The sequence below is a fragment of the Streptomyces murinus genome, assembly GCF_002154555.1.
Classification (GTDB): Bacteria; Actinomycetota; Actinomycetes; order Streptomycetales; family Streptomycetaceae; genus Streptomyces; species Streptomyces murinus.
This window is the reverse complement of record NZ_MUNF01000097.1, coordinates 1-23,393: the sequence shown is the minus strand read 5'-3', so window position 1 is coordinate 23,393 and position 23,393 is coordinate 1. Positions and strand designations below refer to the sequence as shown.

The window sequence follows — 23,393 nt, the reverse complement described above, 5'->3', positions numbered from 1 at the left end:
GGCGCGACGGCGGCGGGCATCTTCACCTCCAGCGGTGAGAAGGAAGGCCCCTACCATCCCGACCCGCCCCTTTGGCGGGACATCCCACCAACTGCCCCAAATACAGGGCAGATTCTGCCCGCTGGCCGTCTGTTGGTCACATGGCCACTCCCCCGACCCGGCTTTCCCCGGAGGAAGTCCGTGCCGAGTTGTTGCGGCTCCGCCAAGGCCCCGCTCTCGGCCACCCCGGAGCCGTCACCGCGCTCAGCGTTCCTCTGAAGACGCTGCTGCTCGCCCGGACCCCGACGCTGTCCCACACGGCGAGCGAGACCACACGTCTGGTGGCCGCCTTGCGCAGGGCGATCGACGCGCTGACCCCGCACGAGCGCCGCTATGCCGCCGCGGACTTCAACCTGCTGGGTGAGCACTCCTGGCCGACGCTGACCGAGCGGCAGGAATCCCTCGCCAGGGTGCTGGGCTGCTCGGCCAAGACCGTACGCCGTCACGCTGGACAGACACTGGACACGCTCGCCCTGCTCATCTCCGACGGCAGCTACGTCACCGAGACACCCGCACCGGCCAGCGCCGCCCCCGCCACCGGGACAGCCCCGGACGACGGGACGAGTCAGTTCTTCGGCATCACCACCGGCTCCCGCGTGGACGTGCTCTGCTCCGCCCTCCCCGTCACCGACCGCCCCAGGCAACACCCCAGCGACCCGCTGTACGCCAGATACGCCGGCTTCGCCGACCTGGACGCGCTGTTCTACGTCCGCGTCCACCTGGCCCAGAGATTCCCTGCGGCCACCATCCGCGACTTCCACCCCGGCGAGTACTACAACGCCGAACCCGACAGCCTGATCATCCTGGGCGCCCCGAACCGCAACTCCGCGTACGCCGAGTTCGGCCCCCACCTGCCCTACCGCTTCACCCCGCCCCCGGATCCGGCTATCACCTTCTCCGACGGCCAAGAGATCCGCCTGGCCCCTCTATGGGCACCCGAGGGCGAACTGCTGGCCGACCTGAGCGTGATCACCCGCCTCACCCTCGACCAGGGCACCACCGTGGTCCTGATCGGCGGCTGCCTCACCCTCGGCGTCCTCGGCGCCGCCAAGTGCCTGCTCAACGGGGAGCGCGGCCGTCGCAACACCGCGTACCTCGACACCGCAGCATCCGGCGGTGACCTCGTCGCCGTCACCACCACCCGCAAAGTCGGCGGCATCACCGACACCCCCGATCTGGCCGCCACCGAGCCCCTGCTCCTGCTCACCCGGGACCCGGCGGGCAACTTCACCACCCGCCTGGACAACACCGCCCGCTACACGATCGGACAGCCGACCCAGAACCGGTTCCACGCCGGGCAGTGCACTCCGGGTGCCGGGTGGAGAACGTGACCGTCCGGGCGCCCGAAACCTTGCCCAGGGCGCTCAAGAGGACTTGCTGGCCCAGTAGTCCTTCAGCATCTCCCCAGGCCAGGACGGCTCCCGCACGGGTCCCCGCGGTCCCATCTCCTCGAAGTACGGCGACAGGTCATAGATCTTCGTGCCGACGACGGCGTCCAGGTCGGTCACATGCAGCCTGAGCCCGTCGACCTTCAGGAGCCGGGGGAAGCTCTGCGCGAGCTGGTTGGGGCGTCGGTGATTGCGGTGCGCGAACGTTCCCGTGGCCGGCCAGTCCGGGTTCCCCCTCGGACTGCGCGCGTGATACTCGACGTCACTGGGCGATGCCTTGTCGAAGTGCCACACGACCACCAGGTGCGAGAACTCGTCCAGTCCCTGCACGGAGTCGAGAGGGAACTCCGAATCATCGAGCTGGATCACGGACTCGACGCCACCCCAGTAGTCATCCGCCACCTCGGTGCGCCCTTCGACCACCGTTCCGACCGGCCTGATCTCCAGCACCACGGCACCAACCCTCCGACTCGCCCTTAACGACGCGCCTGATCAATCTACTTGGGCGAGATACGTGGCCGCGCGGGCATCGAGAGCGCTGACTGCGCGGATCCCACGCTTGCGATAGGGCGACAGCAGGTGCCGCATGTCGACCACCGTCTGCCGGGCCCGACCGGAGTAGATGCCGTCTTCCATCGCGTCCAGAACACTGGTCCAGGTCGCACACGCCTCCTCGACTGCGCCCTGGGCGATCTGGGTCGCGCCCATGTACCCGAGGGTGACGGCATGGGTGCGCCGGAACGCCGCCCCGCGCGTCCGCACAGACCGCCGGAACTCCTTGACCGCACGCTGATGGTCGCCGAGGTCGCGCAGGGTGCAGGCGGTTTCATGGGCCAGGGAAGCCTCGCCGAAGAAGAACGTCCGGTCCGGCTCCCGGATGCCGTCGTGGGCGTTCGAGAGATCGTCCTCGGCCCGCAGCAGCGCTTGGGCGGCTTCCTGGCGGCGGTCGTTGGCGGCCAGGGTGCGGGCGTGCACCACACCGAGCAGGGCTCGCTCGCGCGGGGTGGCGGCCGCGTATCGCTGGCCATGCACCGACGCCTGGGCGATCTGGAGGGCTTCGCGCCGGAACCCGAGGTCGAGCGCTTGGTGCGCCATCGCCCGCAGGATGTGTCCGCTCAGGGGAGCGTCGCCGGCCCGTGCCGCTAGTTTCACCGCGGTGTTGAAGCGCTGGAGTGCCACGGCATGTTCGCTGTTGTCGAAGGCCATCCAGCCCGATACGTAAGCCAGTTCCGTGGTGGCGGAGAACATGGCTCGACGGCTCTGATCGTCGGTGAACCGCCCGCGGAGGAAGTCCAGGGCCTCATGACGCAGGTACTCGTCGACCGCCCGACGTCCGTGGCCGCCACCGCGCCGCTGGTCCATGCGCGAGAACGCGAGAGTCAGCTCCCGAACGGTCTCGACATCTCCCTGACCGACACGTTTACCCGCGGCTCCCGCGTCCGCCGGCGGTCGGGACATCGCCTCCCACCACGTCTCGTCCGGGAGGGCCAATGCCGCGGCGGAGTAGACCCCGTTCCTCAGCAGCCGACGCCGGTCCGTGTCCAATCCGCTCCCCAAATCCTTCAGCGCGATCAAAGGGTCGACGTGCCAGTCCAGTGCTCCGTGCGCCGGTGGGGTGGAAGCCGCCAGCCCGGCCGCCTGGGGCGTGATCTCACGCTTCAGACGACGGGACAGCGCCTCGCACAAGATAGCGGGCGCGATGCCCGACGGGCGCACTCCGCCCACCCACATGCTCACGTGCGAGCGCCCGATCCTGGAGTTCTCCCGTACCTCGCCGTTCAGCGTCTCGGCGGCGACACGGTTGTACGCGGTGGCCGTCTGCGCCCGTGTCCAGCCGGCTTCCAGCAAGAGCGCGGCTAACCGCTCGTTCCTCTCGCGCGCCATCCTGTGCCCCCAGCGTTGAAAGCGATCTCCGACCAGGTTGTCCGGCCCGCTCTAGTAGCGGCAGGGCGGAACCAGATACGTGTCCACCGTAGATGCGGGCCTGCCGTTGGGTATGCGTAAAACTGCGGAACGTCACTCAGTGGTGGCTCCGGATGGGCAGGGCCACCACGTGGCGGCTCGCCGCCGCAGCACCGGGTTACGGACCCCTCCTCCCATCGCGTCCGCGACGACATCGGCACTTTCCGCCTGATCCCGCGCCGGATTCCGGTGGGGACCGTCCGCAGGACCCCCGTGGACGATCTTTGACCACGTTGACCATCCCCGACCTCTTGGCCCCATGCCGGGCTCCCGGGTTAAGCGGTTCGCTCTTGTAGAGCCAGCTACTCGAACGAGCGGAGCACCCGCATGCACCTCTCTACTGGCGAACACGGCGCCCAGTCTCCAGCCGAGTTCCAGGTCACCATGCCCCCGTCTCCGACATGCGCCGGCCAGGCAAGGCGTATCGCCGATGCGTTGATGCGGAAGTGGGCTGTCTCCTCGCTCTTGACCGGCGACGTCCGGCTCGTCGTGTCCGAACTGGTCACCAACGCCTTCCTGCACAGCGGCACCGACGTGATCACCTTGTCCATGGCGGTCCAGGGCGGCGTCCTCCGGATTGACGTACGTCACCACGTGACCAGGCACCGGCCCATTCTCCGCAGGCCCCGCGATGACGACGAGCACGGCCGTGGCCTGCTGCTCGTGAAGGCGATCGCGGACAACCGACAGGGGACCTGGGGAGTCAGCTGCGACGGCACCACCACCTGGTGTGAGCTGAGCGTGGCGGTGAGCCGATGACGCACGCCGCTCTACGGGACCAGGCCGGATGCCGCTCACCCCTGCCGGTACGGGAGAAGGACCCCACCGTCCCCGCTGCCCCTGCCGAACCATCGCTCGGTGTGCAGGGCTACCAGCAGGTACTGGAAAAGATGCGTGGCTGGACCCCGGTGGACTGGGACTCCGTGTTCGACGGCCTCGACACGATCTTCGGTGACGAGGTCAGCCATCACGCCGTCGGCGCTCTCAGACCGAGGAAGTGCAGCGTGACCGCGCCTGATTACGAGGCCCCTGTCGAACTCGCACAGCGCTTCCGCGTGGCAATCACCCAGCTCGTGCACCGGGGCCGACGAGACGAGGTCGAACGAAAGCATCCGGACGCCACCGGGTTGATCGAACGGGCTCGCGCACTGCAATCGGAACGGTTGCCCGCTGACCCGCGGCAGGCACTGGGGTTCCTCCGGCGGCTGGGCGAGGTCACGCTCGAACTGGCCGATCGCCTGGAGAAGGCCGGCAGTGTCACCGGGCTGGTCGAGACGTCAGAGCTGATCGAATGATGACCACGACCACGCCGGTGCTTCGCCAGCACGCTGGCAGTCTTCGCTCTTCCGGCGCCGTACGACTACGAGCACTACTGGGACCGCGAGCCCTGGGATCTGGACGGCGTCGTGGCCGTCACCGCGGAAAACAGGGACTTGGTTACGCCCCGGCGGACACCTTCAGCCATCACCGCCAGCCGGAAGACGCGGAGACAGCGCGGCTATGGGTCCCGGAGCAGGAAGCGGGACCCACACTCCAACCACCTCAGCGGATCGGAAACTGGACATGACGCAAGAGATCGTGCATACCGTCACTGTCACCGGTGACCATGTCCGCCGTGGTGATGTGATCAGTGTGGGCGGCATCCCTCACGCTGTGGCCGACGTGCGCGAGGTCAGCGGACAGCGCAAGCTGCTTCAGTTCGAGGACGGCAACGCTTACGTCCTGTCCCGGGCGGTGATCATCGAGGTCACCCGCGTTTACGTGCCCCGCCGCGCCACCACGGCGGCACAGCGGAGGGGTGCCACTCCGGGCACGGCTGGGGCTTCGGTGCAAGCTGCCCAGAGGCGTACTTCCTGGCGAAATTTGCGAGGGGACTGAACGCCCGGGCTGGCCACCGCGAGTTGGGGCCAGCCGGGCGTACAACGTCCGAGCGTGACGCTGCTGAACAACCGGTCGGCTGTTGGTCGGTTTCACCGCAGCAGGGTGTGGAGCAGACCCACCACAGCCAAACCCACGAGAAGCGCGACCCCAACGGCAGGGTGCAGGAAGGCGATGTACGTACCGGTGGCGCCAGCCAGCAGCAGTACAGCGGTGCGGGTGTCCAGACCGTTCATGACGAACTCCAAGGGCGGGTGAGACACGGCCCTTCCGTGTCAGGCTGCACCTTGCGACACACGAGGCTTAGCTCCGCAACTCTCGCGAAAATCCGCATCCAGGCGCGGCACACGACCAGTTCGGAGGGCGTGCCGTCCGGACAGGTCCGGGTTGGGCCCGGATAGTTTGCCTATGGCGCCGATCAGCTGTCGGAGCCGTGCCAGCGGCCCTCAGCGGGCACAGCACGTACACGGCCGCCCCGCCGCCACAGCACTGGCAAAGTTCGCCACCCCGTGCACCTACCCACAGTCGGCCAGCGGATCGTGTTCCCTCACGCCGGCGCCGAGGTGACCTCGCCGCCGCCGAAGCAAAGCGCGCCGAGGAAGCCGTCCCTGGACAGCAGGTCACGCGCGTCGATCTCGAAACGCTGTGATGCATGGCATCCAGCAAGTGAGTGGGGCAAGCCCTCGAACCGCCGCTGGGGAACCACATCTGGTCAACGTTCCAGAACTCCGACCCCCCGGAGGTGAGGAGTGCGAGCGGGCCGGGACGATCAGATCCTACGGGTGCACGCACTTCCACTGGCCGACCATGACCAGCAGTAGTCTCACGATCACGGGCCCTCCCGCCCAGCACGGACGGCCGGCCCATCATCGGAATCACCCGTCCGAAAATCGGCCACGGCAGCCCAACTAGCGCATGCCAGCCTGCAGTTGAGGGCCGCCGGTTGTCAGTGCCGACCGCTACCGTCGATTGCTGTGCCGAGGAGTACCCGGCCCCGTCTGGGGGTGCACCTGCCCCCTCTCACTGCCGAGGACCGCCCGTGACCTACGTACGCCCCCACTACCGCCGCGACGGCACCTTCGTCAAAGGCCACAACCGCCGCACCAGGCCGCGCACCGCACAGCCCGGTGCGACTGCCCGACACACAACCGCGCAGCCCCGCCCGGTACCCGCGACCACGCCGACAACCTATGTCCGCCCGTACTACCGCTCCGACGGGACTCGAGTAGGCGGGCACCATCGGTCCATCCGCCCACGCACCGTCGCCGTGGCGGCGGGCACCGGAGGCGGAGGTCTCGTGCTGCTCCTGGTACTGCTGGCCCTGGCCGGCGGGCCGGGGACCACTACGAAGGCACCGGCCAGCACGACACCGTCGCAATCGACATCGACTCCAGCCATTCACCACCGGTAGCGCTGTTCGACAAGCGCTCGTCCCGTCTGACGGGCTCCACGCGGCGAGCGCACTTCCGGGGCCTCGGACAGGCGTGCCGTCCGGGCCCCGGTGCCCTCGAAGACCAATCCGTGCGTTCGTTCAGTGATGCGGGCAGCCACGCACCTACCTGCAACTGATCGGATCCACCCGTCACTCGGCTCCAGCCGGATGGCGCTCATTGCACCCGCAAGCGGGGGCATGCTGGCGACGTCCGCCCGGAGACGGACAGCCCCCCCGCACCGAGCAGGTGAATCCCCGCGGAGCACCAGCGCACGAAGGCGTGCCCAAAGCGTGCCCGTACGAGTGGACAACCCCGGTGAACAACGGTGCCAGGCGCCTCCTCATCGCGACGAACCAAAAAGCATTTGCCCAGTTCAGACGGCGTGCTCGGGTCCAGGCGCCGTCGCTTCCCAAGCTGAGAGCGCGAGTTCGATTCTCGTCACCCGCTCCATGAGAAACCCCCAGGTCGGTGGCCTGGGGGTTGTTTGTTGTCTAGACCAATTTGGAGCGGGCGCGCCCTCCGCGGGGGGCGTACGTGGTCAATTTTCTCGCCGGTTCCGGCAAGGCAGCCTCACAAGCCTTCGCGGGCAAGGGACGGAACGAATTCTCCGCCGTGAACGGGATCCCTTCGTTTCTTACGCCGTTTCTTATGCGGAATGCCGCACGGTGCAGAGCGGCGAGGCGAGAGGTCACCGGCTCTTCAGCGCCGTGGCCGGGGTCCGGTACAGGGCGAGGGCGCGCGGGGCGGCCCCCGTCCTGTATCCAGGAGGCTCATTCACGTCAGTGAGTCTTCGGCATGCCGAAGCGGAATGCCGCGAAGTCGGCCGGGTACTCGCGCGCCTTGCGGGTGTTGAGCCACAGGCGCAACAGATCACGGCGGCGGCCCGGCTGGTCCTCGAACGCCGTACGGCCGTGCACCACAAGGTTGTTGTTCAGCAACTGGATGTCGCCCGGCTGGAGTTTCATCGAGATCTGGTGCTCGTCCATGGCACCGATCTCCTGGAAGAGCCGGAGGGCGTACCGCTCGATGTCACTGAGCGGAATCCCGGACCGCGCGGTGGCCGACTCGATGTACTGCGCCATGTAGAAGCGGCAGCTGAGCTGGTCGTTGAAGTAGCCGTACACGGCGTTGCGGTAGTACGGCACCTCGTCGGTCGCCTCTTCGGCCCGTCGGTCGTAGACGAAGCCGCGATAGTAGATGCCGAGTAGCTCACGATGGTGGGCGAGCAGGTAGTTGTAGATCGTCATGGAGCTGGCCAGCGTGCTGACCCCGCCGTTTCCCGCGTTGCGCAGGCACAGCAGGCCCACGATGTCGGCGCTGTCGGTGTGGAAAGGCAGCGCGGAGCGGGTCCGGTAGGCGCGGGTCACGGTGTTCGGGTCGTCGAGGTCGCCCTCCGAGTGGTCCTTGACATGGGCCATCAGATCGCCGGCCGCATTCTGTGACACCGGTACGCCGAGGTGAAGCCCGATGCCCCAGTAGATCAGCTTGGCATCCTCCAGCGACCACTTGTCGACCGGAAGACCGCGCAGCACGCTGAATCCGCGGCCGAACTCCAGTTCGTCCACGATCGCTTCGAGCCGCCTGCTGAGAGTGGGCAGGGGAAAGTGGTCCACGGAGAGTTTCGCGAGCGGCTCTCCGCACTGCTTCGCGGTCCCCAAGGCGCTTTCCAGTTCAGCGATTTCCCGCTCGTCGAGGACCTCCGTCCAGGAGCTCGGATCGGTGAAGTCGCTCGCCTGCCAGACTCCAGGTCCGGTGACCGGTTCGGTGCGTATGAAGTGGTGGGAATGCGGGGGCAAAAGATCTCTCCGATCTCGTCATGCGGCGATTCACGCCGACTGCGCAACTTCCCGCGCGACCGTACGGTTTGAACGCAGGTCGATCATGGTGGTAGCCGACCTGAACGTCAAAGCTACAGAAGGGTGTTGATGCTCCATCAGGGCAGCGGGTAGGGTTCCGATGTCCTACCTCAGGCGTGTGCGGTCCGGCCCGCCCGACCATCGATTCCCGAGCCGTGGCGACGTTGACTCACCATCCTGGTTTCACCACGAAGACAGTCCGTGCCAGCTCCGGGCACACATAGCCCGACCTCACCCGATGCGTAGAACTCGCCCTGGCCCTGCCGCGGGTCGGCACCGGCCCATCACGGAGAGACAGTGATCATGCTCCCCCGACGGATTCCTGCCCTCACCCTCAGCGCTGCCCTGGTCACGGTCACGCTGGCCGGCTGCGGATCGGGGGCCGACCGGCACTCCACCGACGCTCTCACCGTCGGACTGGTGGCCGAGCCCGCGACGCTGGACTTCTCCACCACGGACGGCGCGGCGATCCCGCAGGCGCTGCTGGGCAACGTGTACGAGGGCCTGGTCCGGATCGATCAGCAGGGCCGAATACAGCCCGGGCTGGCGAAGAGCTACGACCGCAGCGCCGACGGTCGCACCTACACCTTCCACCTGCGCGACAACGTGAAGTTCACCAATGGGAAGGCCTTCACGGCGGACGACGCCGTCTTCTCCATCAATCGCGTCCGCACGGTCTGGAAGCTGAAGATCGCCCAGCAGATGGACGACGTACGCAGCGCGACGAAGGTGGACGCCGACACCGTCAAGGTCACGCTGAAGCACCCCAGCAACAACTGGCTGTACTCGATGACCACGCGCGTCGGCGCGATGTACAGCCGAGACGGGGTCTCGGACCTGAAGGAACACCCGGTGGGTACCGGGCCCTTCGAGGTGAAGAGCTGGCAGCGCGGCGACAGCCTGGTCCTCAAGCGCAACACCGGTTACTGGGGCGCCAGGCCCGCGCTGGACACGGTGACCCTGAAGTACTTCAAGGACTCCGGAGCCCTGAACAACGCGATGCTCGCCGGGGACATCAACGTCCTGGGCGCCGTGCAGGCCCCCGAGACGCTGTCGATGTTCAAGGACAAGAGCCGATTCCAGGTCATCGACGGATCCTCGACCGCGGAAGTCGTACTGTCGATGAACAACTCCCGCAAGCCCTTCCAGGACAAGCGGGTCCGCCAGGCCGTGCGGTACGCCATCGACCACGAGGCGCTGCTGAAGACCACCCGCGCCGGCCGCGGCACGCTGATCGGCTCCCAGGAGTCCCCGAGCGACCCCTGGTACGCGGGCGCGTCCAACCGCTACCCGTACGACCCGGCGAAGGCCAAACGGCTGCTGAAGGAGGCCGGGGCGGAGGGCACCAGCATCCGGATGCGGATCCCCAACCTGCCCTACGCCGTCAGCGCGGCCCAGGTCGTCCAGGACCAGCTGGCTCAGGTAGGTCTCAAGGTGCGGATCGAGCCCCTGGAGTTCCCGGCCCGCTGGCTGTCGGAGGTCTTCGACAAGGCCGACTACGACATGTCGATCATCGCCCAGGCCGAACCCCGCGACCAGTGGATCTTCGCCGACCCGCACTACTACTTCCGCTACGACAACCCTACCTACGCGCAGCTGCTCCAGAAGGCCGATGCCGGCTCGCCGCAGGAGGCCTCCGCGGACTACCGTCAGGCGCTGAAGCTGCTGTCCCAGGACGCGGCCGCCGACTGGCTCTACCTCATGCCGAACCTGATGGTGGCGGACAAGAGCCTTCAGGGCCTGCCGGTCAACCAGGTCGGCGAGGGACTGGAGTTCGCGGGCGTGCGGTGGTCCGGGAAGTGAGCCACCGCGTGAGCGGCGCCGACGCTTGCGGTGCCGTATGAGCCACGTCGTGCGCAGGACCGCGACCCTGCTCGTGAGCGTGGTGGTGGCCAGCTTCGTGGTGTTCGCCTTCCTCGCCGTACTGCCGGGCAACGCGGCGGAGGTCGCGCTGGGCACCAACGCCACTCCCGCGGCCGTGGCCAGGCTGAGCCGGGAGTTCGGCACGGACCGGCCGTTGCTGGTGCAGTACGCCGACTGGGCCCAGGGCCTCCTGCACGGTGACTTCGGCACCTCGTACGTGACGCACGAGGCGATCGGCCCGCGGATCGCGGATCGCTTCGCGGTGACGGCCTGGCTCGTAGCCGGCGGCATGCTGGTGGCCCTGCTGCTCGCGGTGCCCGCGGGTGTGCTCGCGGCCGCCTGGCACCGCACCGGACGCGGGGCCCTGCTGTCCGGCCTCAGCCAGGTCGGTATCGCCGTCCCCGCCTTCCTCGCGGGCATCCTGCTCGTCTACGCCGTCGCGGTACGCGCCGGCGCCCTGCCGGCCGGAGGGTACACACCGCTCACCGAGGATCCCCAGGACTGGGCCCGGCATCTGGTGCTGCCCTGGGTGTCGCTCGGCTTGGTCCAGGGCGCGGTGCTCACCCGCTACGTACGCTCCGCCCTGGTGTCCGTGCAGCGTCAGGACTTCATGCGCACCGCGCGCGCCAAGGGGGTGCGCCGGTGGGCCGCGCTGTGCCGGCACGGGCTGCCCAACGCCGCCATCCCCGTGGTCACCGTCCTGGGCCTGCAACTGTCGAATCTCCTGGTCGGGGCGATCGTCGTCGAGCGTGTCTTCGTCATCCCCGGCCTCGGCGATCTGCTGTTGCGCGGTGTGCAGGACCGCGACCTGCTGCTCGTGCAGGGCGTGGTGATCGTTCTCGTGGTCGCGGTGCTTGTGGTGAATCTGGTGACCGACCTGCTCTATCGCGTGCTCGACCCCCGTCTGCGGAGCCGCTGATGAGATCCCGGGCAACTCTGCTGACCGGCTGCCTGATCGTCGCTCTCGTGCTCGCGGTGGCCGCCGTCTCCCTGGTGTGGACTCCGTACGATCCCAACCACGTGGACGCCGCCCGGCAACTCGCCGGCGCGGGCGGTGAACACCTGCTGGGGACCGACCAGTTCGGCCGTGACGTGGCCAGCCGCCTGATGGTGGGTGCCCGCATCACCGTCTTCGCCGGTGTCGTCGCCGTGGGCATCGCGCTGCTGGCCGGGGTACCCATGGGCGTGGTCGCCGGGATGACGGGCGGCTGGCTCAGCACCGTCATCATGCGCGTGAGCGACTTCCTCCTGGCCTTCCCCGCCCTGCTGCTGGCCATCATGCTGGCGGCCGTCTACGGCTCCGGCACGCTGACCGCGATGGTGGCGATCGGGATCGCCTCGGCCCCGGGTTTCGCCCGGGTCAGCAGGGCCGCGACGCTGCGCGTCATGACCGCGGAGTACATCGACGCGGCGCGGCTGGCCAAGCGCGGCCGCGTCGCGATCGCCCTGCGGCACGTGCTGCCGAACATCGCGGACATCGTCATCGTGCAGGCGTCCGTGTCGTTCTCCACCGCGATCCTGGCCGAGGCGGCCCTGTCCTACCTCGGGCTCGGCACGACGCCTCCGACCCCCTCCTGGGGACGGATGCTCCAGGAGTCACAGGATCTGCTCTTCTCCACGCCCCAGCTCTCCCTGTGGCCCGGGCTCGCTGTCGCGGCCACCGTGCTGGGGATCAACCTCCTCGGCGACGGTCTGCGTGACCGCGTGGACCCTGCTCTCGAAGGAGTGCGATGAGCCCCGGCGAGCCCCTGCTCGAAGTGACGAACCTGACGGTCGACTCGGGTTCGGCGCGGTTGGTTCGCGGTATCGGCTTCACTGTGGCGCGTGGCGAACGGGTCGGTGTCATCGGCGAATCCGGTTCGGGCAAGTCCCTCACCGCACTGGCCTGCCTGGGGTTGCTCGACGACGGGTTGCGGCCGGGCGGGAGCGTGCGCCTCGCGGGTGTGGAGTTCGACCTGCTGGGCGCCTCCGACCGGCAGCTGTCCGCGATCCGCGGCAAGCGCGTCGGCATGGTCTTCCAGGAGCCGATGACCGCCCTCAACCCCGTGCGGAAGGTCGGCTCACAGATCACCGAGGGGATGCGCCTGCACGGCACCCGGCCCACCCGCCGGGTCGCCGACGAAGCGGCCGTGGAACTCCTCGACCGGCTGCGGCTGCCCGCCCCCCGGCAGGCGGCCCGCTCCTTCCCGCACCAGCTCTCCGGCGGCCAGCGCCAGCGCGGCGTCCTCGGTATAGCCCTCTCCAACGACCCCGACCTGCTGATCTGCGACGAGCCGACCACCGCCCTCGATGTGACCGTGCAGAAGGAGATCACCGACCTGATCGTCGGCGATTGCGAGGAGCGGGGCACCGCGGTGCTGTACATCAGCCACGACCTCGCACTCGTGTCGTCCGTGTGCCATCGCGTCCTGGTCATGTACGGCGGCCGGATCGTGGAGAGCGGGCCTGCCGACCGGGTGCTGTCGGCACCGAAGCACCCCTACACCCGGGCCCTGCTCGCCGCCTGTGATCTGACGCCCGGTACCCGCGCCCGCGCCATCCCGGGCGTCGTCCCCGCACCGAAGGACCTGCCGGCCGGCTGCGGTTTCAGCAACCGCTGCGCGTACGCCGATGAGCAGTGTGCCGCTCCGCCCGAGCCGACCGGCAAGAAACCGGACGACACGGTCGCCTGCTGGCACCATGACGCACTGCCCTCCTGGCCGTCCGCCGCCGAGTCCCCGGACCGGGACCGTACGGAGCCGGCCCCCGGCGGGAAGGCCGTGGACAGCGAACTGCTGCTGTCCACGCAGGGCCTCACCCGGCGCTACCAGGGGCGCCGTACGGGCCTCTTCGGCAAGCGCCCGGCCTTCAGGGCCCTCGAACCCATCGATCTCGACCTGCGTGCGGGGCAACGGGTCGGGGTGGTCGGTGAGTCGGGGGCCGGAAAGTCGACCCTGCTGCGGCTGCTGGCCGGTCTGGACCGCCCGAGCGACGGCGGCGTGCGCTACTTCGGGCGCGCCGACGGGCCCAGCGGCGGGGCCGGTTCCAGACTTCAGGTGGTCTTCCAGGACCCCATGGGCTCGCTCGATCCCCGGCTGCGGGTGCGGGAGATCATCGCCGAGCCCCTGCCCGCCCGCCGCTCCGCGGCCGCGCGGGAGCGGGTGTCCGAACTGCTGATGGCCGTCGGACTTCCCGAAGAGGCCGGCGAGCGCTATCCGCATCAGCTCTCCGGCGGCCAGCGCCAGCGCATCGCCATCGCGCGGGCGCTGGCCCCGGAGCCCGCCGTCCTGCTCGCCGACGAACCCGTCAGCGCGCTGGACGTCTCGGTACGCGCTGAAGTCCTCGACCTGCTGCGCACGGCCACGACCGAGCGGGACATGGCACTGTGTGTCATCTCGCACGACCTCGGCGTCATCCGCTATCTGTGCGACACGGTGCTGGTGCTGCGGGACGGCACGCTGGTCGAGAGCGGCACGGTGGAGTCGGTGTGGGAGGCACCACGGCACCCGTACACGAAGCAGCTCCTCGGCGCCGTACCGAGGATGAGGTACTGAAGACCGGCGGCCCGGCCCCGTCCGCTCAACCGCGGCGTGCCGCGCGGGACATCCAGGCCGCGACCGCCGCGCCCGAGACGTTGTGCCACACGGAGAAGACGGCTGCGGGCAGAGCCGCCGCCGGACTGAAGTGGGCGGTGGCAAGCGAGGCCGCGAGGCCGGAGTTCTGCATGCCGACCTCGAACGCCATGGCCCGGCTCGCCGGCCGGCTGAGGCGCGCCAGCTTCCCGGCGGCGTAACCGAGCAGCAGACCGAGGCCGTTGTGCAGCACCACCGCGAGGAACACCAGGGCGGCCGCGTCCTTGATGCGAGCGGCGCTGCCCGAGATGACGACGAGCACGATGACGGCGACGGCGGCGGCGGAGAGCCAGGGAAGCAGCCACAGGACCCGGTCCACGTAACGGCCGACGGCCAGCCGTACGGCCAGGCCGGCGAGGACCGGGACCAGCACCGTCTTGAGGATGTCCACCACCATGGAACCGGCGTCGACCGAGAGGAACTTCCCGGCGAGCAGGAGCGTGAGGGGCGGCGTCACCAGCGGTGCGACCACCGTGGAGACCGTCGCCACCGAGACGGACAGCGCGACGTCTCCCCGGGCCAGGTAGGTGATCACGTTCGACGCCGTACCGCTCGGGGCGCAACCGACGAGGATGACACCGGCCGCCAGCTGAGGGGGCAGATCCAGCAGTGTCGCGACCAGCCAGCCCAGGCCGGGCATGATGACGTAGTGGGCGACCAGGCCCAGCCCCACGGGCCAGGGGCGTCTGGCGATCGCGGTGAAGTCCGGCGGCGTCAGGGTCAGGCCCATGAGGAACATCACCACGCCCAGCATCCACGGCACGGCGGGCGCCCAGCCCGTGAAGTGCGCCGGCCAGAACAGCCCGATCACACCGGCCGCGACCACCAGAAGGGGGAAGAGGACGACGGCCCGTCGTGCCGCCCGGTCGGCGGACGACACGTCAGTGGGAGGGGAGGGGGCGTCCGGGGTGGCCGGCGTCTCGGGTAACGAAGACAGCTCATCACCGGAAACGCTCTGGTGCTCGCTAGGCATGACCGGCACCCTAGCCCGTGGCCGAGTGGTCACCGAGACATTTGCCGGTCAAGAGGGACCGGCAGGACCCGGCCAAGCAGGGTCGCGGCAGCGGGCAGGCGGGCGCCGACCGAGACGCGGACCGCGAGGCCGCGGCTCGCACCGGTCAGCCACGGGCGACGGCGGCGCGATGCCGCACTCACGGGCGCCGTGTCAGAGCACACATGAGCGGGTCAGAAGCTATCCGGCTCCCCCCCCCCCCGCGTCTTCGCGTCCCAAGCCGGTCGCGCGAGTTCGATTCTCGTCACCCGCTCTGTGAAGAAGGCCCAGGTCAGCGAGGAGAACGGCGAGCACCGCTTCAACAAGGCGTCGCGGCTCAGACCTTCTCGGCGCTCAGGCGCGGATGCTCGGCGGTGAGCAGTCCGATGTCTTCCACGTCCGACGTCAGGATCGTCACCCGGCCGGGATGCTGCAAGGCGGTCGCGCACAGCATGGCGTCGATGGCGTACTTGTGGCCGTGCAGCCCCGCTGCCCGCAGCAAGGCGGCAGCGGATTGCGCGACGGCTTGGGTCACAGGCTCGACACTCAGACGGGACAGGGTCCACTTCAGTGCGGCGTCGTTGATCTTCGGATGGATCACCTCGACCAACACGGCCGCCGAGGTGATCACGGGCAGGTCCGTGTCGCGAGCCGCCGTCAGCCACTCATGGATCTCCCGATCCCGCTGTACGGCCTTTGCCAGGCCCTCGCTGTCCAGAACCAGGACACCGCTCACGCGGCCGCCCCCGCGTTCGCGGCGCCTCCAGTCAGCCGGGCACGCTTGACCGCCACGGCCTCGGGGTCGGCCGGACCGTGCACCTTGTCGAAGTCCGCGATCAGCTCGTCCAGATTGTCGCGCTCGATCTGCCGCTGGGCCGCCTTCTCCAGGTAGGCCGAGACACCTCGCTTGCCGACCCGCTCACGGATGGCCCGCAGGGTTCCGGCGGTCATGGTGACGGAGATACCGCTGGTGGGGCCGTCGCCGGGCGGGAAGTCAACGTCGTCGTCAGTCACCCTCCAAGTATGCCATTCGAAATAGCACAGCGGGCGGCGAGTGGACCGCGTGGCTCTGATCGAATGGCAGAGGACCCGGCGCCAGGCGCTCGTGGATGCAGTACGGCAGCAACGCCCCGTTCAACAACTGATCCCCGCACCGGGCGGACCGTGTTCAGCCGACTCCTCACCGTGTTCAGCCGACTCCTCAGTGACGCCGGCCTACCGTCTTCCGAGGTCCCGTGCCCTCCGCATGCCCATGAGGACGGAAACCCACGGCGGCACCCCCCTCCATGAAAGAGGCCCAGGTCAGCAGACCCCGGTCTGTTTGCTGTTCCTGCGGAAAAAGTTTCGATGTGATGCAACCCGGTGCCGAGCCCGTGCGTAAAGGAGTCGACGACCACACCTCACAGGAGCCCTCATGTATGTGAACCGTTCGACCGGGCGGACCGCCGGCCGGCTTGGGGCCGCTGTCGCGGCCTGTGTCGCTCTGCTCTCGGCCGTCGGCTGCTCGGCGAACGCGGGTACCGGCGTGCGGACGGCCGACAGGCCGGATGCCGAGGCGTCCGCCGCCGTGGCCGCGAGGGCCTCCGGCGGCGACAAGCACGGTGGGAGGGGCGCGTCCGGCGCCCGCCCGGCTCCGTCCGTGCCGGAGCCCGCCGTGCTCGCGCGGGCACAGGTGCACATATCCGACGGGGACACGGTCGGTGTGGGCATGCCGATCTCCGTCACCTTCCCCCAGCCGGTTCCCACCGCCGAACGCAAGGCCGTGGAGAGCTGGTTGCGCGTACAGACCTCGTCCGGCACGACCGGCGCCTGGAGTTGGGTGCGGGACAGGAACCTCCTGGACGGGCAGCGCGTGGACTTCCGTCCCAGCGGCACGTACTGGAAGCCGGGCACCAAGATCACACTCCGCCGCGGCTCGCACGGCGTGAGCCACTTCACCATCGGCCGGTCGCTGGTCGCCACCGTCGACACGAAGACGGACATGATGACCATCGACACCGATGGGAGGACGAGCCGCATCCCGATCACCGCGGGGAAGCCGGGGCTGGACACCTGGAAGGGGACGATGGTCGTGATGGACAAGCAGCCCAAGGTGTTCATGGACTCCCGCACCGTGGGCATGGGCCCGAACGACACGTACCGCGGCTACTACTACTGGGCCCTGCACCTGACGACGTCCGGTACCTACGTGCACCAGAACCCGCACGCCGACACCGCGGCCGGGCACAGCAACGTCACACACGGCTGTGTCGGTCTCGCCACCACCACCGCCAGGGGCTTCTACAACCAGGTCATGGTCGGCGACGTCATCAAGGTCACCGGCGCGGACAAGGACACGGTCGCCTCGGGGAACGGCTACGGCGACTGGAACCTGACCTGGAAGCAGTGGCTCGACCACAGCGCCGCGGGCGCCGCCACGACCGCATGACCCCCGCCGCGACGGCGGCGGTGCCCCACGCGCCCCGCGCCGTAGGAAGAAAGCACCACCAGGTGACGGAAGACGAGTTCGACCTCTTCTACACGGCGGCCTACCCGCGTCTGGTCGGCCAGCTGTACGCCCTGACAGGCGATCAGGCCGAGGCCCAGGACGTGGTCCAGGAGGCGTTCATCCGTGCCTGGGCCAGGCGTTCGTCCGTCCTGAACGGCGACCGGGACCCCGAGGCGTGGCTGCGCACGGTGGCACACCGGCTGGCGATGAGCCGATGGCGGCGGGCGCGCCACTGGTGGCAGCTGGTCCGGGGCGAGCACGCCCCGCGGCCGGTGTCCGAACCGGGCCCGGACCACGTGGCGTTGGTCGCCGCCCTGCGGCGCCTGCCGGAAGCCCAGCGGACCGCAGTCGTACTGCATCACCTGTGCGATCTGAGCGTGGAGCAGATCGCCGCCGAGACCGGCGCGGCTCCCGGCACCATAAAGGCGCGCCTGTCCCGCGGCCGTACCGCGCTCGCCACTCACCTCATGAGCGAAGCACCACACCCGACGGAGGAAGCCTGTGCCTGAGGAGCAACTCCCGCAGCCGCTGACCGAGTCGGAGCTGTCCGCCCGCTTCCACCACCTGGCCGAAGCGGGCATGGCACCGGTCCCGACCTCGGGCGCGCAGGTCAGAGGCCAGGGGGTACGGCGGCGCCGTAACCGACGTGTCGCGCTCTCCGCCGCCGCGCTCGCGGCGGTGGCCCTCACCGTCGTCACCACCGGTGTCCTCGGCTCCCCCACCGAGCCGACCGCGCCTCCCGCGACGTCCGCGTCCCGCACCCCACGGCCCGCTCCGTCCCCTGCGCCCGTCCAGCGGGTGACGGTCGACCTGAACTCCGAAGTCCTGGACGTCAGGGGCAAGGGGTACGGCATCGCCGTACCCCTTCCCATCTGCCCGATCGGCGAGACGCGGGTCACGGTCACCGCCAAGTACCCGGCGCTGACCATGCCCGGCCCGGCCGACAGCGGCATGGCATCGCCGCTCAAGCGGTGGGCGGTCACCTTCACCGACCGCGATCACCACGAGCGGCTGCTGTTCTGGGCCCTGGACCGCTCCGACACCTTCCTCAGCGTCGACCGCAACACCTCCGGCGCCATCGTCCTGCCGTACGAGACCGGCAAGGAGGTGTACGACGCCGTCGAGCCCGGCACCCAAGTGGACATCAAGGGCTGGCAGGCCGCGAACGCGCAGCCGGACTCCGTGTGCTCCGACCGCCGGCCGGTCACCGACCCCCGCTGACGCCGGACCACCCTGGAGCCTCGCCCGGGAAGAAGGAACCGGTCGCCCCTGGAGGCGGGTTGACCCTCCCCTTACGTCAGGCATGAAGCTGTACGCCGACGAAAGGGCTGGTGGATGAGCTACTCCGTGGGACAGGTCGCGGCCTTCGCCGGGGTGACGGTGCGTACGCTGCATCACTACGACAGGTCGGGGCTGCTCTCGCCCAGTGAGCGCAGCCCCGCCGGTTACCGGCTCTACGGCGACGCCGACCTGGCCCGGCTCCAGCAGATCCTCTTCTACCGTGAACTCGGCTTCTCCCTCGACGAGATCGCCGCGATCCTCAAGGATCCGCAGGCGAACGCCGTGGAGCGGCTGCGGACACGGCAGCGGCAGCTGCGTGCGGAGATCGCCGGGCTCCAGCGCCTGGCCGAAGTGGCGGAACGAGCCATCGAGGTGCAGCGGACCGGGGTGTCCCTGACTCCTCAGGAACGTTTCGAGGTCTTCGGCGAGATCACCTTCGACCTGAGCTACGCCACCGAGGCCGAGCTGAGGTGGGCGGACTCGGAGGGACAGCGCGAGTCGATGGCCCGCGCGGCCGCACACACCAAGGAGGACTGGCGCCTGCTCATGGGCGAGGCGTCCGCCTGGCGCGCGGAGCTGCTCGCGGCCTTCGACGAAGGGGAGCCCAGCGACGGCGAGCGAGCCATGGACCTCGCCGAGGAGCACCGCCTGCACATCTGCCGCTGGTTCACCTCCTGCCCGCCCGGCATGCATCTGCGCATCGCGGACGACTTCGTCGCCGACCCGCGCGCCTTCGCCCTGGTCGTCCCGCCGTCGCGGCAGCGGCCAGGACTGGCCGCCTACCTCCGCAGGGCGGTCCGCGCCAACGCGTCCCGGCACACGGGCAGCCGTACCGCGTCCGAGGAGGACCGTTGAGGATTCTGGAGGACCGTTGAGGATTCTGATCGCCACGGCCGGATCGCGCGGCGACGTCGCGCCCTACACGGGCCTGGCTGCGGAACTGCGCCGGGCCGGACACGATGTCGCCCTGGCCACCACGGACGCCTTCGCACCCCTCGTGCGGGACGCCGGGCTGGAATTCCGCAGGCTCCCCGCCGATCCGCGGGCACCCGGCGGTGTCACTGCCGGACGAGAACTCATGCGTGCCGCGGCCGCGTTCGTCATGGAGCTGGGCGAGGGGTTCGCCGACGCGGTGGACGAGGCCACTGACCTGCTGCTGCTGTCGGCCACCACCGCCCCGCTCGGCTGGCATCTCACTGAGGCCACGGGCACCCCGAGCCTCGGCGTGTACCTCCAGCCCACCGAACCGACCGGCGACTTCCCGCCCGTTGTCATGGGCTCCCGTTCCCTGGGCCGGTTCGGCAACCGCGCGGCCGGGCGCTTCGCCCTGCGCATGGCCGACCGCGTCTACGAGGAGGCCGTGGCGAAGCTGCGCCACCGCCTCCAGCTGCCCCCGGCCTCCCCTTCGGAGATCCGTCGACGGCAGGCCCGTGCGAACCGGCCCGTCCTGCACGGCTTCAGTACGGCACTGGTGCCACGTCCTTCCGACTGGCCCTCCGGCATGCGGGTCGTGGGCAACTGGTGGCCCCACCACGACGCGGCCTCACAACTGCCCGCGGATCTGGAGGACTTCCTCCGCGCCGGTTCCCGGCCCGTCCTCATCGGCTTCGGGAGCATGGCGTCCGAAGACGGCGCACGGCTGAGCGAGATCGCCGTGCGCGCCCTGCGGGGCGCCGGGCTGCGGGGCATCCTCCAGGCCGGCAGTGCCGGGCTCGCGGCCGACGGCGACGACGTCCTCACCATCGGGGAAGTACCGCACGCCCTGCTGTTCCCGCGGCTGGCCGCGGTGGTCCATCACGCCGGTGCCGGCACCTCGGCCGCCGCGTTGCGTGCCGGAGTGCCCGCGGTCACCGTGCCGGTGGCCGCCGACCAGCCGTTCTGGGCGGCCCGTCTCGCCGCCCTGGGCGCCGCCACCGCCCCGATCCCCTTCCGGTCCCTCACCGCCGAACGGCTCGCCGACGCACTCCACCGTGTCGTGACACAACAGGCGTACGCACGAGCCGCCATGAGAGCCGCGCACCACATGGCGACCGAGGACGGGGCGGGGCAGGCCCTCAAGGCCGTCGGGCAGTTGACCGAGGGATGAGGCCGGTCCGTCCGCTCACCCGCTCACCCCGTGGGAGCGGACGACTCCGGCCGACGGCGGGGGGGCCGGCCGACGGCCGGGGGGCCGGCCCGACGACCACCCGCCGCACAAGCCGTCCGTCATGACGGGCTGCCGGGGCGGACCGTGAAGTACGTCCACTGGCTCCACACGCTGCCGGTCCGCGCCCCCTTGGCCGGCGGGGTGTAGTGGCCGCGGATGCGGTAGCGGTCGTTGTTCGTGAAGAGTTTCAGCGCCCGGTCGTAGCCGTACCGGCCGTCGGAGTACAAGGGCACGCAGCTCTGCGAGGTGGTCCGGTGCCAGGCACCCGAGTAGTGGTGCTCGACGTACACCGACACGCAGCCACCGGACTGGTGGGGAGTGACCTGCACGTCGAAGCCCATCTCGGACTCGGACTTGTAGAAGACCTGGTAGGTGGTGGATCCGACGCGGGTGGTCGAGAGCGGCGACTGGGTCCGCGTGCGGACCGTCGGCGTCAGGGTCGTGCCGGTGCTCACCGTGCGCGGCGCGTACCGGTAGTCCCCCGTGAAGGCCGCCTCGAAGGTGGTGTTGCGGGTGATCTTGTACGACGCGACGAGGTTCCCGTGCGCGTCGACCTTGCCGCTCTTGAGCCGCGTGCGCGACGTGCCCACCGGCTGGGCGTACAGCGTCACGGAGCGGGAGTTGTACGTGGTCCCCAGATGCGCGGTGACCTTGACGGTCGCGCCGGAGTGGTACGACTTCGTGTCGGTCGCCACGCTCAGGGCCGGAACGGCCCGGGACACCTGCACCTTCGCCGACGCCGTGACCGGGAGGTAGGAGGTGCCGCCGTCGTAGGTGAAGGCGTACGTGTCCGTGCCACCGGCCTGCGGGGTGTCGTGGAAGGCGAAGCCGCCGTCGGCGGCGACGGGGGCGGTGCCCACCGAGTAGCCGGAGGGGTGTGCCAGGTCGGTCTTGACGACGTGGACCGTGCCGGTCGTCCTCTGCGCGTGCGGCCAGGTGAGGTGGCCGGTGACGGTGAGCGGTGCGGCACGGCCGGTGGTGGAGGGAGCGGTCAGTGCCATGGTGGGCGCGTACTTGGCGATCGGGAGGTCGAAGGACCGACTGGCCGGGCCGTAGTGGCCGCCCCCGGAGTAGTCGACGCGGAAGCTCAGCCGGCCGGTGAGGGGAGCTGTGCCGTCGACGCGGTAGGCGCCGAAGAAGTCGGCCGGGATCCGTACCGGGACGGCGATCGGGTCCGGGACGAGCACGCCGTCCGGATGGGCGTCGTCGTAGCGCGTGATGCGTACGGTGCCGGGAATCATGGACTGCCCCGCGCCGAGGCCGAGGGTCGAATCGGGTGTCACCAGGAACGAGTACGCCTCGCCGGGGGCGAGTGGGGTGGGCCCGCTTGCGGAGAGCGTGACCGGCGCGGTCTCCGGGTCACGGGAGATGTGGAGCGTCGGTGTTCCCCCGAAGGCGTCGACGGCCACGCCGTAGACCCGGCTCTCGTCCGGTGCCCAGGCGACACCGTGCGCGGCGATGCGCAGGTCCCTGTCGTAGAAGTACTCGGTGTAGTTGCCGTCGCCCGTTTCCGGGAAGGTCACGAGTCCGCGGTCACCGTCGGCCAGGGTCCCGTCCGGGGCCACGGCGACGGCCTTGCCGTACACCCCCGTGGCGAACTGCCCGTCAGCCGCCAGGTCCGAAGTGCGGTACCGGCCGGGGCTCGCGCTCCGGAGTGACGGGACCGCGAGATGCAGCCCGTCCGCCGTGACCGCGAAGTCGTCCAGGTCGGGGACGGGCAGCGCCTTCGCGGCCTGCCGGGTCAGCGCACCGCCCTCGGCCCGGTACGTGACGAAGGCGGAGGTGGCACCGGTCTGCGCGGCGGCGGCGAGTACGCCGGAGGGTGTCGGGGTCGTCGCCAGCATGGGCGCGGTCGCCCAACTGCCTTGATCCTGCCGCAAGGTGACCGTTCCGGCGCCGTCGACGGAGCCGATGCCGCCGCCACCTGCCGTGCCGTAGCCGAACCAGAGACTGCCCCCGGCGACGGCCAGGGAGCCCGGACGGGTGCCCGCGCCGGTGTCGTAACGGGCCGACTCGGTCAGGTTCTTCGTGTCGATCGCCGCGATCGCGTCCTGGTCCGGGAGGGCCGCGTACAGCACGGATCCGTCGTCGGAGAGGGCGAGACCGGTGGCACCCGGCTCACCACCGAGCGTCGTCGGGTTACCGCCGTCGAGGTCGGTGACGAGAATGCCGCCCGTGCCCGCGCCCCACGGACACCTGTTCATCAGCGGCGGCGCGGGCACGGGCGGCATTCTCGTCACCGACCTCGACGGCGGTAACCCGACGACGCTCGGTGGTGAGCCGGGTGCCACCGGTCTCGCCCTCTCCGACGACGGATCCGTGCTGTACGCGGCCCTCCCGGACCAGGACGCGATCGCGGCGATCGACACGAAGAACCTGACCGAGTCGGCCCGTTACGACACCGGCGCTGGCACCCGTCCGGGCTTCCTGGCCGTCGCCGGGTGCAGTCTCTGGTTC

At 69.8% G+C, this 23,393-nt stretch carries 21 protein-coding genes and 1 pseudogene; 14 read left to right on the top strand and 8 right to left on the bottom strand.

Features of this window, described 5'->3' with window-relative positions; all coding sequences use genetic code 11:
- Positions 1–140 precede the first annotated feature (140 nt).
- Positions 141–1,370 carry a hypothetical protein gene (locus CCN72_RS07970; protein ID WP_143664059.1) on the top strand — a complete coding sequence of 410 codons (1,230 nt, stop codon included), beginning with the start codon at positions 141–143 and terminating at the stop codon, positions 1,368–1,370.
- A 33-nt stretch (positions 1,371–1,403) separates the two neighbouring features.
- On the opposite strand, the gene CCN72_RS07965 is transcribed toward CCN72_RS07970, so the two are convergent.
- Both CCN72_RS07965 and CCN72_RS07960 read right to left on the bottom strand, forming a co-directional pair.
- Positions 1,404–1,880 carry a TrmO family methyltransferase domain-containing protein gene (locus tag CCN72_RS07965; RefSeq protein WP_086806898.1) on the bottom strand — a complete coding sequence of 159 codons (477 nt, stop codon included), beginning with the start codon at positions 1,878–1,880 and terminating at the stop codon, positions 1,404–1,406.
- Positions 1,881–1,919: 39 nt separating this feature from the next.
- Complete coding sequence (locus tag CCN72_RS07960) at positions 1,920–3,311, bottom strand: NsdA family TPR-like regulatory protein (RefSeq protein ID WP_086806897.1); 1,392 nt, start codon at positions 3,309–3,311, stop codon at positions 1,920–1,922.
- Positions 3,312–3,716: 405 nt separating this feature from the next.
- On the opposite strand from CCN72_RS07960, the gene CCN72_RS07955 reads away from it, so the two are divergent.
- From CCN72_RS07955 to CCN72_RS07945, 3 genes are all read left to right on the top strand, one after another.
- The gene (locus CCN72_RS07955; protein ID WP_086806896.1) at positions 3,717–4,148 is read left to right on the top strand and encodes an ATP-binding protein; all 432 of its coding nucleotides are present in this window, start codon (positions 3,717–3,719) and stop codon (positions 4,146–4,148) included.
- Positions 4,149–4,249: 101 nt separating this feature from the next.
- Positions 4,250–4,684 carry a DUF6415 family natural product biosynthesis protein gene (locus tag CCN72_RS07950; protein ID WP_086806895.1) on the top strand — a complete coding sequence of 145 codons (435 nt, stop codon included), beginning with the start codon at positions 4,250–4,252 and terminating at the stop codon, positions 4,682–4,684.
- A gap of 268 nt (positions 4,685–4,952) precedes the next feature.
- Positions 4,953–5,267 carry a hypothetical protein gene (locus CCN72_RS07945; RefSeq protein ID WP_086806894.1) on the top strand — a complete coding sequence of 105 codons (315 nt, stop codon included), beginning with the start codon at positions 4,953–4,955 and terminating at the stop codon, positions 5,265–5,267.
- A 92-nt stretch (positions 5,268–5,359) separates the two neighbouring features.
- Here the strand turns inward: CCN72_RS07945 and CCN72_RS39555 are convergent, their stop codons facing one another.
- Together CCN72_RS39555 and CCN72_RS07935 are read right to left on the bottom strand one after the other, a co-directional pair.
- Positions 5,360–5,503, bottom strand: coding sequence for a hypothetical protein (locus CCN72_RS39555; RefSeq protein WP_167408658.1), 144 nt, complete (start codon positions 5,501–5,503; stop codon positions 5,360–5,362).
- A 1,976-nt stretch (positions 5,504–7,479) separates the two neighbouring features.
- Positions 7,480–8,358 (bottom strand): TauD/TfdA family dioxygenase, encoded by an 879-nt coding sequence (locus CCN72_RS07935; protein ID WP_279630223.1) that lies wholly within the window; start codon positions 8,356–8,358, stop codon positions 7,480–7,482.
- Positions 8,359–8,859: 501 nt separating this feature from the next.
- On the opposite strand from CCN72_RS07935, the gene CCN72_RS07930 reads away from it, so the two are divergent.
- From CCN72_RS07930 to CCN72_RS07915, 4 genes are read left to right on the top strand one after another with little or no spacing between them, the layout of a single operon-like run.
- Positions 8,860–10,359 carry an ABC transporter substrate-binding protein gene (locus tag CCN72_RS07930; RefSeq protein WP_086806900.1) on the top strand — a complete coding sequence of 500 codons (1,500 nt, stop codon included), beginning with the start codon at positions 8,860–8,862 and terminating at the stop codon, positions 10,357–10,359.
- 37 nt (positions 10,360–10,396) lie between these two features.
- Positions 10,397–11,338 (top strand): ABC transporter permease, encoded by a 942-nt coding sequence (locus CCN72_RS07925; RefSeq protein ID WP_086806891.1) that lies wholly within the window; start codon positions 10,397–10,399, stop codon positions 11,336–11,338.
- Positions 11,338–12,153: an ABC transporter permease gene (locus CCN72_RS07920; RefSeq protein ID WP_086806890.1), complete on the top strand. Its 816-nt coding sequence runs from the start codon at positions 11,338–11,340 to the stop codon at positions 12,151–12,153. Before CCN72_RS07925 ends, CCN72_RS07920 begins: the two co-directional genes overlap by 1 nt.
- On the top strand, positions 12,150–13,952 hold the full coding sequence (locus CCN72_RS07915) for a dipeptide ABC transporter ATP-binding protein (protein WP_086806889.1): 1,803 nt from the start codon (positions 12,150–12,152) through the stop codon (positions 13,950–13,952). The genes CCN72_RS07920 and CCN72_RS07915 overlap by 4 nt, the downstream gene beginning before the upstream one ends.
- Before the next feature lie 25 nt (positions 13,953–13,977).
- Here CCN72_RS07915 and CCN72_RS07910 read toward each other — a convergent pair whose 3' ends face one another.
- The 3 genes from CCN72_RS07910 to CCN72_RS07900 all read right to left on the bottom strand — a co-directional run bounded on the left by CCN72_RS07910 (position 13,978) and on the right by CCN72_RS07900 (position 16,035).
- Entirely contained in the window at positions 13,978–14,910 is a 933-nt protein-coding gene (locus tag CCN72_RS07910) for a bile acid:sodium symporter family protein (RefSeq protein WP_425276129.1), read from the bottom strand.
- Between the two features lie 448 nt (positions 14,911–15,358).
- Positions 15,359–15,757, bottom strand: coding sequence for a PIN domain-containing protein (locus CCN72_RS07905; protein ID WP_086806887.1), 399 nt, complete (start codon positions 15,755–15,757; stop codon positions 15,359–15,361).
- Positions 15,754–16,035 carry a hypothetical protein gene (locus CCN72_RS07900; protein WP_086806886.1) on the bottom strand — a complete coding sequence of 94 codons (282 nt, stop codon included), beginning with the start codon at positions 16,033–16,035 and terminating at the stop codon, positions 15,754–15,756. The genes CCN72_RS07905 and CCN72_RS07900 overlap by 4 nt, the downstream gene beginning before the upstream one ends.
- A 406-nt stretch (positions 16,036–16,441) precedes the next feature.
- Between CCN72_RS07900 and CCN72_RS07895 the strand changes: the two genes are divergently transcribed.
- From CCN72_RS07895 to CCN72_RS07875, 5 genes are all read left to right on the top strand, one after another.
- Entirely contained in the window at positions 16,442–17,449 is a 1,008-nt protein-coding gene (locus CCN72_RS07895; RefSeq protein ID WP_244174152.1) for a L,D-transpeptidase, read from the top strand.
- 62 nt (positions 17,450–17,511) lie between these two features.
- Complete coding sequence (locus CCN72_RS07890) at positions 17,512–18,018, top strand: SigE family RNA polymerase sigma factor (protein WP_244174151.1); 507 nt, start codon at positions 17,512–17,514, stop codon at positions 18,016–18,018.
- A complete protein-coding gene (locus CCN72_RS07885; protein WP_086806883.1) occupies positions 18,011–18,730 on the top strand; it encodes a hypothetical protein in 720 nt (239 codons plus the stop codon). Before CCN72_RS07890 ends, CCN72_RS07885 begins: the two co-directional genes overlap by 8 nt.
- 114 nt (positions 18,731–18,844) lie before the next feature.
- Positions 18,845–19,645, top strand: coding sequence for a MerR family transcriptional regulator (locus tag CCN72_RS07880; protein WP_086806882.1), 801 nt, complete (start codon positions 18,845–18,847; stop codon positions 19,643–19,645).
- Between the two features lie 16 nt (positions 19,646–19,661).
- Complete coding sequence (locus tag CCN72_RS07875; RefSeq protein ID WP_086806881.1) at positions 19,662–20,876, top strand: glycosyltransferase; 1,215 nt, start codon at positions 19,662–19,664, stop codon at positions 20,874–20,876.
- Positions 20,877–20,995: 119 nt separating this feature from the next.
- Here CCN72_RS07875 and CCN72_RS38910 read toward each other — a convergent pair whose 3' ends face one another.
- Positions 20,996–23,140 carry a hypothetical protein gene (locus CCN72_RS38910; RefSeq protein ID WP_158101330.1) on the bottom strand — a complete coding sequence of 715 codons (2,145 nt, stop codon included), beginning with the start codon at positions 23,138–23,140 and terminating at the stop codon, positions 20,996–20,998.
- On the opposite strand from CCN72_RS38910, the pseudogene CCN72_RS07865 reads away from it, so the two are divergent.
- Positions 23,112–23,393: pseudogene (locus CCN72_RS07865) on the top strand (hypothetical protein); the annotation flags it as partial. The gene CCN72_RS38910 and the pseudogene CCN72_RS07865 sit on opposite strands and share 29 nt — an antisense overlap.

Excerpts from the sequence above, each read along its gene's own strand:
- CCN72_RS07970 (WP_143664059.1), top strand. The coding sequence starts at position 141 with ATGGCCACTCCCCCGACCCGGCTTTCCCCGGAGGAAGTCCGTGCCGAG.
- CCN72_RS07960 (WP_086806897.1), bottom strand. The coding sequence starts at position 3,311 with ATGGCGCGCGAGAGGAACGAGCGGTTAGCCGCGCTCTTGCTGGAAGCC.
- CCN72_RS07955 (WP_086806896.1), top strand. The coding sequence starts at position 3,717 with ATGCACCTCTCTACTGGCGAACACGGCGCCCAGTCTCCAGCCGAGTTC.
- CCN72_RS07945 (WP_086806894.1), top strand. The coding sequence starts at position 4,953 with ATGACGCAAGAGATCGTGCATACCGTCACTGTCACCGGTGACCATGTC.
- CCN72_RS39555 (WP_167408658.1), bottom strand. The coding sequence starts at position 5,503 with ATGAACGGTCTGGACACCCGCACCGCTGTACTGCTGCTGGCTGGCGCC.
- CCN72_RS07930 (WP_086806900.1), top strand. The coding sequence starts at position 8,860 with ATGCTCCCCCGACGGATTCCTGCCCTCACCCTCAGCGCTGCCCTGGTC.
- CCN72_RS07925 (WP_086806891.1), top strand. The coding sequence starts at position 10,397 with ATGAGCCACGTCGTGCGCAGGACCGCGACCCTGCTCGTGAGCGTGGTG.
- CCN72_RS07920 (WP_086806890.1), top strand. The coding sequence starts at position 11,338 with ATGAGATCCCGGGCAACTCTGCTGACCGGCTGCCTGATCGTCGCTCTC.
- CCN72_RS07915 (WP_086806889.1), top strand. The coding sequence starts at position 12,150 with ATGAGCCCCGGCGAGCCCCTGCTCGAAGTGACGAACCTGACGGTCGAC.
- CCN72_RS07880 (WP_086806882.1), top strand. The coding sequence starts at position 18,845 with ATGAGCTACTCCGTGGGACAGGTCGCGGCCTTCGCCGGGGTGACGGTG.
- CCN72_RS38910 (WP_158101330.1), bottom strand. The coding sequence starts at position 23,140 with ATGAACAGGTGTCCGTGGGGCGCGGGCACGGGCGGCATTCTCGTCACC.